Raw genomic sequence first — 14812 nt, 5'->3', positions numbered from 1 at the left:
GGAAGCCTATGATACCTAAGATTATTCATTATGCCTGGTTTGGCAGCACACCGCCATCGTTTATCGAGGATCGGGTTCAGGAGTGGAAAGAGAAGCTGCCGGACTGGGAATTTAAGTTTTGGAATGACAAAAACTTCGATTTGAAAAAATATGCATTTTCTGAAAAAATGTACCAAGCGGGCAAACTTGGCTATGCTGCGGATGAATTGCGGTACGCTGTCTTGTATCAGTATGGCGGATTTTATCTTGACACCGATATGATTATCAAGAAGGATCTTGCGCCGTTTTTGGATCATAAGATGGTCTGGGGTTTTCAATACGATAATAGTATTTTGACATCGTTTATCGGCGCCGAAGCCAAAACGCCGCTGTTAGCCGAAATCCTGGATGTCTATGCTGGGCGGAAATTTCCTGAGTTGCAGGATGATATGCAGAGGATGACCAGTAATCCGGTTGTGACAAAAATCCTGATGCGACTTTATCCTGATTTTAGGATGAATGGTCAGCGTCAAGAGTTGGAATCGGGGATCATCGTTTATCCGCGTGATTATTTTACATATGCAAGTCGGAATCAAAATGCTAACTACATGGAACATCTCTTCGATAACTCATGGGGAAGCGCCAATGTCGGCTTACGTGGTCGGCTAAAGCATCTCTTTAAAGTGCTGTTTCCTTATTGGTGGGCGGACATTTCTGCGCGGCGTGGGATTAAAAGCGCTGAACGAGATGGCATTCCTTATCAACGATGATGTTGCAACATTCGTTTCGGCGCAAGTGCCTTGCCAGTAGTTGTTCGTGGCAGCAGACAAATACCGAACATATGCTATAATGAATGAGCTGTTTTCAACCAAAGATATTTACTGAGAGGGTTGCTGTATGAAACAAAGTGCCGAATGGAACGGTCTTAAACGGCTGTTGACGATGATCGGCGATGTCGGTCTTTTTAATTTAAGTATATTACTCGCCTTTTACTGGCGATTTGGTGCGGAGATTCCCGAATGGAACTTTAAGATGTACGAAGGTTCGGCGATTTACATTTCGCTGCTCTTTCTGTTTGTTAACTTTTTCCTGGGCGTCTACGTCTACTATAATCGGCGAATCAGTGACATTATCTTCAATACGGTATTGGCCCAGACGATTACCATATTGGGATTAACCATGATTACGTTCATGGGGCGGTTCTTTGCATTTCCAAGACTGGTGCTTGCATATTCGTTTGTGCTTAGTATTCTGATTCTTGGTATTTGGCGCGTTTTCATATATTACATGTACATCCACTTTACGAGTAACTACAAGGTGGCCGTGCTTTCGTATGAACATGAATTACCTGCTGTTTTGGAGAACTTCCATTCTGCTAAGAACAACAAACATAAAGTAACCTACGTTATCTCAGATCACTTTGTTGAGAACGCCAAAAAGATTATTGATAAGGTGGATATTTTCTATCTTACCAAGAGCTTACCCGATGAACAACGGCGGGAAATCATCGATATCATCATTAAAAAAGAAAAGACCATCTTGTTACCATCAACGTTTGATAACTTGATGATGTTACGGCCAAATCTAATGAATTTCGAAGATGAAAGTGTCATGGGCATCACGCAATTTCGCATTAAGCCCGAAAGCGCCGTCCTTAAACGGATTTTTGACATTGTCGTTGCCCTATTAATGTTAGTCGTTGCATCGCCGTTTATGTTGATCACGGCCTTATTGGTGAAATTAACTTCACCAGGTCCGGTGATTTATAAACAGACGCGGATCACCTTGAATCAAAGAGAGTTTAAGATCTTGAAGTTTCGCACGATGTCGGCAACTGCCGAAGCGAAATCTGGTCCGGTGTTGGCTAAAGCGCATGATTCGCGGATTACACCGGTTGGCAAGTATTTACGCAAGTTCCGGTTGGATGAATTACCGCAGATTTTTAATGTTTTAAAAGGTGACATGTCCATCGTTGGGCCGCGTCCAGAACGTCCGTATTTCGTCAATCAGTTTAACCAACAGGAACCGCATTACTATCTGCGTCATAATGTTCGCGCCGGGATTACTGGTTACGCGCAGGTTTATGGCAAATACGCTTCCGACTACCACAGTAAATTGAAGTTTGATCTGCTGTATATCAAGACTTACAGCATTTTTCTAGATGCCCGTATTTTGCTACAAACCATTAAGGTCTTATTTGACAAGGTTTCCTCGCAGGGACTTGAGGAAGACACGGAACCGGAACGTCAGAAGTTGCATGACTTGGTGGTTCAGCAGGACATCACGCACTTGTCATAATGGCTTAAATCCGGTGTTTAAGTTGGTCAATGGCGGTGGAACTAATAGCATATTCGAATGAATCGGTTCCGGAAAGACAAGTTTGTTATTCCGGAGCCGATTTTTGCATACGTTTAAATGTTTAACGATTTTCTTAATAACTTGGCTCTCCCCGCCAGTAGGTGCGTCAATTAAGTGAACTATTTATAATTAAAGCATATACTTAAGTTATATTAAGGGGGAGGCGTTTTAAATGAAGAAGACGCTGTTAGTACTACCGGTGTTGCTGCTGGTCTTTGCTGCGGGTTGCGGGCAAAGTAATCAAAGCAGTAATAGCCAAAAAGAATCGGTTAAGACTAGCCAGACAAGTCATAAGACCAAAAAAGCATCAGCAAAAAAGTCTAATGGGAAGACTAGCGCAAGTCAAAGTTCCGCGCAATCGAGTAGTCAGATTGCTGCTTCAACTACCAGTCAGACTGGGCAAAAAGCTGCAACAGCGGCCTCGAGTGGTACAACGTCAAATGACCAGAGATTGGCAACACTGAAACGAGCTGTATTTAACCAGATTCCAAATGCCAAGTGGCCTGCTTCATACCCGGTTGCAAACTCACAGCATTTAAATATCTTTGCAACTGGTGATCAAGCGAATTATTCGATTTTCTTCAGTCCAGGGCAGTCAGCGTTACCATATAACGATCCAACTTTGCAGAATATCAATGCCGAGTTGGCCATTCAGAAGAAAACGTATGCGAGTGCAGCTGACGCACAGGCGCAGGTGGCCCCAGCACGATCGACGCAGGAATTGCGCCAAGTCGCCATTGGAGATGGTATTTATGCCGCGAGTCAAGGTGCAGCCGGATCGTCTTATCTGACTTGGAATGAGGGTCGTTGGACTGTGACTGTTAAAGCCTCTGCTGTTAACGGTGAAGATCCGCTGCCGCTTGCTAAGCAGGCAGTCGCATGGTTTGCCAAAAATGCCTTGCCGGTACCTGATACACACGGGACGGTCGATTTAGCTGTGACGGATGCGAACACTCGACAAAATCAAATTACGTGGACAGAAGGCAATGCCTTGTATATGATTTCTGGACTCGAACCTATGCACACCATTCAAGTAGGTACAGCAACCCGCTAGTATTGGGAGCTGTTAGGGCCGATGGTTCAGGTAGCTTAGATTCCAACCCGATAATCTGTTATACTTTTTTCTGAGTTTAAAAATATTTGTCGCAGTCTAGCGACGGTTTTTAATTAAGAAAAAGAGTGAGGTGCCAACTTGGCAAAGATCAAAGTTATGACGGTATTCGGAACCCGACCGGAAGCAATTAAAATGGCGCCGGTGGTTCTGGGACTTAAACGGCGTAGTGATGAGTTTGAGGAGGTCACCGTGGTTACCGGCCAGCATCGCGAAATGTTGGATCAGGTGTTGACAATTTTCCATATTCAGCCAAGCTACGACTTGAACATCATGAAATCACGCCAGACATTGGCAGATATTACTAGCAGTGTTTTGTTAAAGCTTGGACAGATCATTGCTAAGGAACAGCCGGATATTGTGTTGGTTCATGGCGATACGACTACGACATTTGCGGCTAGTATTTCGGCCTTTTATCAACAAACCAAAGTCGGTCACGTCGAAGCGGGGTTGCGCACGTGGAACAAGTACAGCCCGTATCCGGAAGAAATGAATCGCCAGTTAACCGATGTTTTGAGTGATCTGTATTTTGCGCCGACAGCTCAGAGTCGCGCGAATTTGTTACAAGAACATCATCCTGACAAGCAGATCTTTGTGACCGGCAACACGGCGATTGATGCGCTCGATCAAACCGTCCAGGATGATTATCATCACGAGGTTTTGGACTTGATTGATCCCAACAAGAAAATGATTCTAGTCACCATGCATCGCCGGGAGAATCAAGGCGAGCCGATGCGCCGCGTCTTCAAAGTGATGCGGGATGTGGTTGAAAGCCATCCGGATATCGAGATCATTTACCCCGTGCATTTAAATCCGGTGGTTCAGGAAGCAGCTGATTCGATTTTAGGGCATCACCAACGGATTCATCTGATTGAACCGCTGGACGTGGTCGACTTCCATAACTTAGCCGCGCGCAGCTATTTCATCATGACCGATTCCGGTGGAGTGCAGGAAGAAGCCCCTTCGTTGGGCAAGCCGGTTTTGGTGTTACGCGACACTACCGAGCGGCCGGAGGGGGTTCAGGCTGGGACCCTGAAGTTGGTCGGTACCGATCCGCAGACGGTTAAAACGGCGATGTTGCAGTTGCTGGATGATCATGCGGAATACCAACGCATGGCAGATGCCAAGAATCCATATGGCGATGGCCATGCGTCGCAGCGGATTTTAGATGCGATTTTGTATGAATTCGGAAAACGTGAAACGCGACCAGCACCGTTCAAGTAAATGAGTTACATGCATGTCATACTCGCCACCACAGATTCTTGTGGTGGCGAGCGTGTGTCAAGGGGGTATATAAGATGGCACTTCCGGTGTTGTGGATCGTGATTCCTTGTTACAACGAAGAAAAAGTCTTACCTATCACGGCACCACGATTTCTGGCCAAGCTTTCTGAATTTATCGAAACGCAAAAGATCGCGGCAAATAGCCGGGTTCTGTTTGTAGACGATGGCTCAAAAGATCAAACTTGGCCATTAATTCAAAAATTTGCCCAAACGGATCCGCATTATTTAGGGATTCAACAAAGTCGCAATCGCGGGCATCAGAACGCGGTTTTAGCCGGACTGATGGTCGCTAAAGATCGCGCTGATGTGACAATTTCTATTGATGCTGATGGTCAGGACGATCTTAACGCGATGACAGATATGCTGACAGCGTACGCAGACGGTTGTGAGATTGTTTATGGCGTTCGCTCAGACCGCAAAAGCGATTCGTGGTTTAAACGCGTCAGTGCCCAGGCTTTTTATCGGTTCTTGCGGGTGATGGGAGTGGATGTTGTTTACAATCATGCTGATTATCGGTTGGCCAGTAGCAAGGTGTTGCAACATTTAGCCGATTTTAAGGAGGTAAATCTCTTCCTGCGCGGCATGTTCCCCCTTGTTGGTTTTAAAAGTACGTCAGTCTATTATGAAAGGCACGAACGTTTGGCAGGTAAGAGCCATTACCCTCTGTCAAAAATGATTGCCTTAGCGATTAATGGCGTTACGAGTCTGTCAATCAAGCCGATCGTATTTATCGCCGAACTGGGTGCCGTCGTCAGTATCTTAGGCTTCATCGGTACGATCTGGGCTGTCATCATGGCAATTAAGGGTGCTACTGTTGCTGGCTGGGCTTCAATTGTTTGCATTGTTTCATTTTTGGGCGGCATTCAGCTGCTCAGTTTAGGCGTGATCGGTGAATACGTGGGGAAAACGTATCTGGAAACCAAGCATCGCCCGCGGTTTATTATCAGTGATCAGACTTGGCATGATGAACCATCTAAGCAGCCAAAAGTAGACAAAGATGTTGAAAAGCAGCGGAAACCATAAACTGTTTTTTAAAACGAGCAAAATAAAAAGGCCATAAGTCGGCCTGAATTGTTTCTGCTTGCTTACTTATCAAGCAGTTCTTGATGCCAGTCGTTTGGACCTCAGTTGTTTGATGGTAACTTGTACATAGGCAATGATTCCGGCAACGAAATAGCTTAATAAGATCACCATGATTGAGTAGACGACGCTATGGGCACCAATCGCGGGAATCGTATGTAACCAGCTGGCGATGAAGGGATGATACAGATACAGGTTTAGCGACCATGCGCTGCTGATTAAAAAGAGCTTGCTCGAAAACTCAACGCGATAGCTGACCATCATGACAGCTAAAGCGAAGAAGATTTCGCTAAAGAATCGGAACCTTAACTGATTATGCATTTCATCTAGAGTGAAAAAAAGCGCAAATGCCGTCAGCGTCCCTAACATGATCGGCAAATAGAAACGGCGGATAAGCGGCATGAAGTGGTCTTCATAAAAAGCAAAGAGGACACCGGTCGGAAAGACAAAGGCTGCGTTGACTAACCATTCGCCCATACCTTTATCCCAAATATAAATCGTGTAAAGACCGGTCAACAAAAACAAAATGGCAAATAATGGTAGCGAGTGACCACGCGAGATTTGCATACCGAGCCAAAATGCAAAGTAGAAAAAAATAATTGCTAAAACAAACCAACTGTCATTCACGAACGGCGCGCCATTGGTCATCGAAATGGCAGCTTGGCTAAAAGTCAGTCCCATCAGCTGGTGTTTGATCGGGAAGATAAGCAGCATTGCCAGTAGATAAAGTAAAATAATGGGCAGCAGACGATGGGGTAGGAAGTTCTTTAAGTAAGATGGCCCCTTGATCTGATACTGCCGCATAATACCGTAACCGGAGACAAAAAAGAAAATGGCAACGCCGAGTCGACCGGCCATGGTTAGTCGCGAAGCAAAGAAAGTACCGCTAACACCATTGAGCTCTTGATTGATGTGATGCAGAATGATAAAGATGATGCTGATGCCTTTTAGGTTGTTAGTGGCACTTTTTCCCAGGTGGCCTTCTTCAAGGTTCTGACTTGGACGTATGCTAGCAAATAAAAAGCCGATGAATGGTAATAGAATAAGATCCAAAGTAAACGTTCCTCCGTTAACTGAATCGCTACAATTTCATCATTCAGTATAACATGAGATATTCATTGTTTCGAAACCGTTTTACTTGAAATTGGCTGTATGGTACCGCATTCAGTGACGGATGTTCTTTAAAGCTTAATCGTGAAACGACTTGCGTTATAGTCCTATCAACGATTTTTACATACAATTGGTAACGGACTTTGCTGGTCAGAGGGGAAGAAAAATAAAGTAAAAGGGGAATAACTAGAGAATGAGACAACGCACAATGATGCTACTAGAAGGTGCTGACAGGCTGATTAATAAGCTGGGAAGATATCTGCTTGTTGCGGTTTTTGCTTTTTGTTTGCTGTGCCTTTTTAAAATACAGGTTATCCAAGGAGCTAGTTGGGAGACGCCTGCTTTTGTTTTAGGGAGTATGGGCGTTCTGATCGGTTTGTTTTTGCTCTTTAAACTAAGCTTGCTGAAGCTCTCAGATCGTCAGGCGTTGTTGCTATTGACCGTGCTCGCCCTCGTTTTTTTTAGTTTCTGGAACTTTGTCTTTCGACCGGTTCCAGTCAGCGATTATAAAGTTTTGTTGGAGGGTGCTCGGGATATTGTCGATGGCACATTTAAAAGCCAGGCGGCCCAGCCTGATAACTATTTTAGATATTATAATTTCCAGATTGGTTACGCTTATTATCTATCGCTCATCATGCGGTTGTTTGGTGATCGGCTGCTGTTTTTTAAAATAATTGAAATGCTAGTTATGACAGCAACAACGCTTGTACTATATAAAACATTTAGATTATTTTGTGATGTCCATCGGTCCGTTTTTGGGGCGGGAGTATTCACGTTTTTCCCATACGTGTTTATCGGCGTAGGCATCATCAATAATCAGCATGAGGGGCTGCTGCTAGAGGCACTGGCCATTTATTTTATTCTGAAGCGCCGGTCTTGGCCGAATTTGTTAATCGCTGCAGTCTGCATTGCGATTGCTCAGGTGTTGCGGCCAACAGCAGTCGTGGTTGCAGCTGCGATTATTGTGACCCTCATGATTCAGACGATTCAGCAAAAGAGCCGACAGCGTTTGCTTGAAACCGCGGCTTTTATAGTGACTTGTTGGGGTCTGGGCTGGATCACCAACAAGTTATTTATTCTCTCGGGAGTGGCTCCGTACGGTATTAAGGTCGGCAATCCGTATTTTAAATTTCTGATTGGACTGACAGGAAAAGGCGTGAGCGGAAAATATACGACCAGTGCACGCAAGACCCAACTTTACTATGATTTGAAAGAATATCATTTTAATTATGCCCTCTATAAACAGGCAGCTGCGGAAAAACTGAAAAATGTCTTGATACATGGCGTGAACTTGCAGGACATCATGAATCGTTTTACCGGCTTTATTGGCAATGTCGATAATCAGTATTATCTGGGGGGCAATGAGCAATTTATGAATCGGCACCCGGTCTTGATTTCATCATTGAATTTTGCCGGCATGGTCGTCTATGGTGGAACGGTTCTTGGAACCTTCAAACGGGTTATAACCGAAAAATGGATAACGAGTCGCACCAGTTACCTCTTGCCAGCGGTCGTTTTCGGCATGTTCTTCTTTGCCTATATCTTCATGGAAACTCAGGCACGGTACCGATTTGAATTGTATTATGTCCTGTTCTTACTGGCAGTACCGACAATTTATGGGTGGCTCACAACCTTGCAGAAAAAAATGTTTACACTTGATTCGTCCAAAGATTCCCGCTGATCCAAGGTGCTCAGACGCCTGTCGTATAAATGACATGGTAATTTGTCATCATTTTGTTTCTTTAAATGCGGTTGATCTCCATGTATAATGAGCCTGTTATGAAATTTGAAAAATTTGGGGAGGAGTTTACTTATGGGGAAAAAGGAGAAAAAAATGAAGAATAAGTTATTTTGGGCATCTGCGGCAATTGCATCGTCAATTCTGTTTTCGCAACTTGTTTTAGGAACACCGGTATCTGCAGCTGATGAAGGCACAGGTGCAAACGCCCAAACAAGTCAGACGAGTCAGGGTCAAACCGTATCGTTTCACGATATGAACGAACATTCTAATGTTGGAGGCGCCACTTTACCTAGTGCAAATACAGTGGCAGGTGCTCAGTCATACTCTAGCGCACAAGCTGGCAGAGCAACATTACAGGCAGCACCGCAGTCAAATGTACAGACATTCGCTGCCAAAGCACAGACGATGATGAGCTTTACCATTGGGGATCAATCAGTTCCACGAACGGACGTTGTGGATGTCTCTTCCTACCAAGGATGGATGAATCAAAACAATTTTAATACTCTCCATTCGTTAGGCGTCAGAGGTGCCGTTGTTAAAGCATCAGAAGGTACCTTTTATGAAAACCCGTTTGCGTCATCGCAGATTCAATATGCACGTAACGCTGGCATGACAGTTTCGGCATATCACTATAGCCACTTTGGTTCAAGTGCCGAAGCAGTGGCTGAGGCTAATTATTTTGCCAATACACTCGATAAATTGAATGTCGGCAAAGAGGTCAATGTTGTTGCCGATGTCGAAGGTTCTGATGTAAGTGGGGATGTCGGGGCGAGTTTAAATGCATTCTGGCAGACACTTAATCAGCGCGGTTATACGCATCATGTGTTGTATACCGGTAAGTATTACGCTTACTCGAATGCTGCAATTGCGACAGTCGGTAAAAACCGGACATGGGTTGCGGATTATCCGTATACACCGAGCGCAAACTCAATGTGGAATCAAGATTTTGGTGCATGGCAGTATTCTTCACTAGCGTATTTGCCTGGAGCATCTAAATCAGTCGATGTTTCAGTTGATTATACGGGTCTGTTCACACAGCCGAATACAGATACTGCACCGGCACCTTCGTATGATCCAATTCTGTCAACCAAATCTGTGAGTTATGACGTCACCATTGTTAATCAGGATACCCGTAAAGACGGCATTTATTTTGATGCACCGTATCATACCAGTGCTTCCACTGCTATTTCTAACTTTAATGGTGTCAATTACAACAATCAGAATGTCCACGTTCAAGCTGAAACTGTTACATCGCGTGGCACTTATCTCCAAGTTAAAGCCCAAGATGGCAAAGTTTTCTGGATTGATAAGAATGGTACCGCACAATTTTCGTTTGACAGCATTGTTTCGCAACAGACAGTGGACTATCCCGCCACAATTCAGCAACAAGGTCGCGGCGATGGTATTTATACCGCCGGCCCGTACCATACCTCTGCCGCAACATCTGGCGGTAATAGTGATGCAACTAAGTATGACGGCCAAAAGGTTCAGGTCATTGCTGAAGCCACTACCAGCAGAGCTGGCGGCACGACTTATGCCCAGGTACGTTTAGCTGATGGGCAGACCTTCTGGATTGATAAACGTGGTTTGCAAACCGGCGATAATTCAGGGTATGACAAGGTTCTTCTCAAAAAATCCGTGAACTATCTTGCTATCGTTGATCAAAGTCATCGTGCCGACGGGTTGTATGCAAACGGTCCTTATCACACCTCAGCTACAACCGCAATTGGTAATGACAACGCTAAGTCGTTAAACGGTCAGTTGGTTCAGGTGCTTACCGAAGCAACGACCTCTCGTTCAACGCATTCGACCTATGTACAGATTCGTTTAACAAACGGTCAGACTTATTGGACGGATAAACTCGCCCTTACAAGCTTCTCGTCATTAAGCCCGATTCTTTCGACGAATAATGTTAATTACGATGCGACGATCAATCAAAAGGACCGTGTGGATGGTCTTTACAGTGATGGACCATATCACACCAGCATCAGTACACTTGTCGGCAACGATAATGCCAAGCAATACGATGGCCAGAAGGTTCACGCCTCGGTTGAGCAAAAGACAGATCGCGGAACCTATGTCAAGGTTCAGTTTACTGATGGACATGTCTATTGGATTGATAAAGGCGGCTTAACCGTTAAATAGTCCCGATCTTTATTAACGAACAAAAATATCTCTCAAAGCCTTGTATTTGCTAGCCCGCTTCGTCAGCTAGTGAGTGCAGGTTTTTTTCATTTATAGGACGAAGCAACGATGGTGCATCTTGGCAAAAACGTGTAAAATATTCAGGTGGTCATTTTGTGGAGAAAATTATAAAAATTATAAGGGATAGACAAGGAACAGAAGGAGAAAAACGTGAAGAGAGAAATAAAGCGGGATTGGAAGCCTGATCTGATGTGGCTTTTGGGGATTGCTGTCATGGCACTGGTTGTTTTGGCGCCGCAACTTACTTATCATGCTTTGGCAGTTGGGGATGACTGGGAATTTCACTGGAATCGGTTCTATGAAGCCGCCATGCAAATTAAAACCGGTAAATTCAATTTTTTCCAATCGTTGTACTCGTTTCGCCAATCCGGACGTATCGTCAATGCTGTTTATGGCAGTGTGTTTGCCTACCTGCACGGATTGATTTTAGTTTTCGTGAAAACCTGGTTCAGGGCAGAGATAATATCCAGTTTTCTCTGCCTGTTTACGGCTGGTAGTGGCATGTATTATTTGACCCGCTACTGTCAGGTTAAGCGTCAGTTGGCCTTTGGGGCGGCTGTTTTATATATGGGAACACCTTTGGTCATCTTTTATGTCACGGATTCAGCCCTTAGAGGATGGGGCGCTGCACTGTTACCCCTGACAACGATTCCATTGATCCGAATGGTTGTGAATCACCGCAAACCAATCAATCCGGTTTTGTTCGGTTTATCTGCTGCGGTTTTGATGGCCGTCCAAAACTTTACAGCATTGTTGTACGTTCTAAGTGCTGTCGTCTTCTTTATTCCAGGATTGTATCTGGCTAAGAATCGTTGGCGAACCATTCTCGATGCATTTGGAGCTGTTGCCATTGCCATTGGATTAAACGCGGCAACATTGGCGGCTATTTTGGACTTACGTAGTGAACATCTCGTCATGCCTTACCGAGTCGCTGATCTGCTCGGTAGTGCTTCAAGATTATCGTTGGGAAACATGACACGGCTTGACTTTGGCCTGATTTTTTCAGTGATCATCGTTTTCCAGCTGGTTTTTGCTTGCTTAAGTTGGAAACAGTTAACCACTGTGGAAAGGCTTATTAACCTTGATGGACTGTTTTTTTTGTGGCTGAGTTCGGCGTTCTTCCCGTGGAATTTTCTTGCAGAGCATTTTCAAATACTTCAGACAGTTCAATTTCCGCAACGTTTTAATGTTGTTGCGTTCACCATGGTGATTTTAGGAGCAACTTTATCCATTCAGAAATTTGAACCAAAAGCTGATTTCCAAAAGTCAAAGTTAATAACATCTGTTTTCCTTGGAGTGGCTGGCTTGAATTTAGTTAACGGATACACGTGGGTCAACGAGAAAGCAGTTGCTTGGAAAGGCGACCAAGTGGCAGTTGCGGGTGAAACGACGGTGCGAACGCAAGCAGAGATTCGAGAAATATTTGACCATGCATATGATGAGTCTCATGTCTTTAGTGCCGTTACCAAGAATACTTCGGATTATTTACCTGTGCCAAAGAATGTCCAGGATACTAGCTATTCATACAATTCTTACAAAAAGCAAATTCTACATAATCCGTTAAACGTTAAGAAAACAGTTAATAAAGAAAATCAACTCGTACTTAGCTGGCAGTCAAAGAGGCAAAAGCAGACGCTTGTGCCGGTTATTGTCTATAAGCACTCGACAGTCAGATTAAATGGTCAGCGGCTAGATCCTTCCCAATATAAACGTAGTGACATCGGTACGCTGATCATCCCAGCACGTGAAGGCAAGAATACGGTCACAGTGGGGTACGAACCATCTAAGTTATTTTGGGTTGCAGCCATTATCAATGTGTTAACGGTTGGTTATCTTTTGGTTTATGGCGGGTTCAAGCTAAAAGGGCACTGCACAAGGAAATAACCAGACATCAAAAAGTGATTAATTAACAAATGCCTAGGAGACGCGCCACACTCCTAGGCATTTGTTATAAACGAATTTGAATGTCATAAGATTAATCTTTAATCTTGGGTTATTGCTTTTCCACGGAGAAATACCGACCAACAGCATTTCTGACGTAAAGGCTAGACATGCATAGAAAAATCAGACTCAAGACTGCAATTAAAATAAATACTAAGAGAAATTTCGGGTAATCGTACGAAATGGTAATGGTTGACTTGCCGTTTGGGATGTTGAGAAGTGTCGTACCTGCTGCCGAGATTCTTGAAGGCGCAGGTTGATTATTGACGGTGACAGTTTGGCATGAATACCAAAATGCGGGCACTTTTAACGTAGCTTCTTGGCCAGTTTTATTTGTCGCCTTTATTGTATAAACGCTGTCCGTATACTTGACGCTCGGCTGAATTGGCTGGCCATTCAAGAAATATCTTTTTTGGAGAACTTGCTGCAGATTCTTTTGGTTGGTAACCTGCTTGGGGGCGTAATCGCCATAAAAGACATTTCTTACCGTCTTAGCAATATCTGGGTCGCGCAGTGTCTTCTCAGCCTTGTTCTTGGCAAAAGTGGTCAATGAACTACTGCTACTGATGATCAAAGCAACCGTAAGTCCTAAAAGTAAAATTGGTTTTAAGGTCACCGACGCCTTGGGAATGACCGTCCCAAGCAAGAGACTGAAGCTAACTAGGATTAGGAGTGACGTATAGGTGTTTAAACGCCAGACAAATTGGATTTTGCTGAAAAGCGTTTGGTTTGCGAGTGCCCAAGGGAAGATAGATGACGTCAGTAACATGCTTCCCATGCCACTAAACAAGCAAAATGTATTAAAAGGTGTACGTGCTCTTTTAAACAGTACAAAGATAATTAAAGCTATCACTAGCGCAAGAACAACGGACGCGCCAAGGCTACTTCTGACGTCAGGATTTGGATACATTTGGTTGCTTAGTGAGTTACTAAGCCATTGCCAAAGCGGCAGTCCCTTTAACGGTTGGGTCCAAATCATATAAAGATCGTTTTTTGAAGAAGTATTCGCTACCAAAACCAAATACGGCGAGCATAGCAGGATGGCCCAAAAGCCCGCTTTAAGCAGACTCATCAGTCGTTTGGTTTTGGCATCGATAAATCCAGTCATCACAACCGCGGCAATGAGAACGAATGCGCTTGTTAAAAATAATGACAAGGCGTGAGAATAACCAATCAGTGCCATGCCAATCGTAAGGATGCGCCACTTCTTAAAGTTTTCGAAAAGGATGTAATAGAGTCCCAACAAAACTAGCGGCAGAAAAGTCATACTGACAACTTCACCTAGCGCAGCACGAATGAAGAAGTTTGAGATTCGATAGAATGAGAAAATATAGAGCGTGGCAAAACACAGGGCACTGAAGGTATCTTTGGATATTTTGAAGATGCACCAATAAGCTAACAAAGCTGTGATCAATGTCAAAAGAAAGTAGAATAGTTTATAGCTGAAAATAAAATTGCTAGTTGCTGAATAGATGAGATGGAGGGGATAGACGGTTTCCCAAGGATAGAACACATTAGCCAAACTAGCAGCATGCCCGAACGTATTGAAATTGACCGGGCTTTGAAATATGTTGCTTAGTGCTAAGACTCTTTCAATGTGGAAAGAAAAATCATCACCCAAAAAGGCCGTTGAAAAATCAAGCCTTAAAATTGGTAGTACGTTGAACAGGCTGATCAATGATAGGATCAATAAGATGATGAGGCTTTTGATTAGCCGACTACTACGAGTTGTCATGACTGAAGGTAACCCCTTATTATGTAAAGTGTTTTCTAAATGTAGGACAAAGATACTATTGATGGACTCTGCGACGAATCCGGCCGTGGAAATCACATTATGTATAACTAGTCTGATGGATCTTCGCCCGCGATCAATCATACGACTAGGCCATTTTACCATAATCACTGTTTGGCTTAAGGAGAGTTCAACTTGAAGACGAGAGTGTTTTCATGCGAATACCGTTAAAAATCATTGGGTGAGACGAAGACAGCAAGTTTGTCTAAGAA

Annotated in this window: 10 protein-coding genes; 8 read left to right on the top strand and 2 right to left on the bottom strand. The window is 44.0% G+C overall.

What is annotated here, in order from left to right:
* The first annotated feature begins 8 nt into the window (after positions 1–8).
* The 5 genes from LACSTY_RS09560 to LACSTY_RS09540 all read left to right on the top strand — a co-directional run bounded on the left by LACSTY_RS09560 (position 9) and on the right by LACSTY_RS09540 (position 5754).
* Positions 9–749: a glycosyltransferase family 32 protein gene (locus tag LACSTY_RS09560; RefSeq protein WP_087912471.1), complete on the top strand. Its 741-nt coding sequence runs from the start codon at positions 9–11 to the stop codon at positions 747–749.
* Positions 750–876: 127 nt separating this feature from the next.
* A complete protein-coding gene (locus tag LACSTY_RS09555; protein ID WP_025012872.1) occupies positions 877–2277 on the top strand; it encodes a sugar transferase in 1401 nt (466 codons plus the stop codon).
* 232 nt (positions 2278–2509) lie between these two features.
* Positions 2510–3391, top strand: coding sequence for a hypothetical protein (locus LACSTY_RS09550; RefSeq protein WP_087912470.1), 882 nt, complete (start codon positions 2510–2512; stop codon positions 3389–3391).
* A gap of 138 nt (positions 3392–3529) precedes the next feature.
* Positions 3530–4672, top strand: coding sequence for a non-hydrolyzing UDP-N-acetylglucosamine 2-epimerase (gene wecB, locus LACSTY_RS09545; RefSeq protein ID WP_087912469.1), 1143 nt, complete (start codon positions 3530–3532; stop codon positions 4670–4672).
* Between the two features lie 74 nt (positions 4673–4746).
* Positions 4747–5754 carry a glycosyltransferase family 2 protein gene (locus LACSTY_RS09540; RefSeq protein ID WP_087912468.1) on the top strand — a complete coding sequence of 336 codons (1008 nt, stop codon included), beginning with the start codon at positions 4747–4749 and terminating at the stop codon, positions 5752–5754.
* Positions 5755–5823: 69 nt separating this feature from the next.
* On the opposite strand, the gene LACSTY_RS09535 is transcribed toward LACSTY_RS09540, so the two are convergent.
* Complete coding sequence (locus LACSTY_RS09535) at positions 5824–6864, bottom strand: acyltransferase family protein (protein ID WP_087912467.1); 1041 nt, start codon at positions 6862–6864, stop codon at positions 5824–5826.
* Between the two features lie 250 nt (positions 6865–7114).
* Between LACSTY_RS09535 and LACSTY_RS09530 the strand changes: the two genes are divergently transcribed.
* The 3 genes from LACSTY_RS09530 to LACSTY_RS09520 all read left to right on the top strand — a co-directional run bounded on the left by LACSTY_RS09530 (position 7115) and on the right by LACSTY_RS09520 (position 12751).
* The gene (locus tag LACSTY_RS09530) at positions 7115–8602 is read left to right on the top strand and encodes a glycosyltransferase family 39 protein (protein ID WP_151466725.1); all 1488 of its coding nucleotides are present in this window, start codon (positions 7115–7117) and stop codon (positions 8600–8602) included.
* A gap of 132 nt (positions 8603–8734) precedes the next feature.
* Positions 8735–10807 (top strand): GW dipeptide domain-containing protein, encoded by a 2073-nt coding sequence (locus tag LACSTY_RS09525; protein WP_087912466.1) that lies wholly within the window; start codon positions 8735–8737, stop codon positions 10805–10807.
* 210 nt (positions 10808–11017) lie between these two features.
* A complete protein-coding gene (locus tag LACSTY_RS09520; RefSeq protein WP_410055327.1) occupies positions 11018–12751 on the top strand; it encodes a putative glycosyltransferase family protein in 1734 nt (577 codons plus the stop codon).
* A gap of 109 nt (positions 12752–12860) precedes the next feature.
* Here LACSTY_RS09520 and LACSTY_RS09515 read toward each other — a convergent pair whose 3' ends face one another.
* On the bottom strand, positions 12861–14543 hold the full coding sequence (locus LACSTY_RS09515) for a putative glycosyltransferase family protein (protein ID WP_087912464.1): 1683 nt from the start codon (positions 14541–14543) through the stop codon (positions 12861–12863).
* Between the last annotated feature and the right edge of the window lie 269 nt (positions 14544–14812).

The organism is Lacticaseibacillus styriensis (genome assembly GCF_030770295.1).
GTDB classification, from domain to species: Bacteria; Bacillota; Bacilli; order Lactobacillales; family Lactobacillaceae; genus Lacticaseibacillus; species Lacticaseibacillus casei.
Note: the sequence above shows the minus strand (reverse complement) of the source record. Positions and strands in the feature narration are given on the sequence as shown.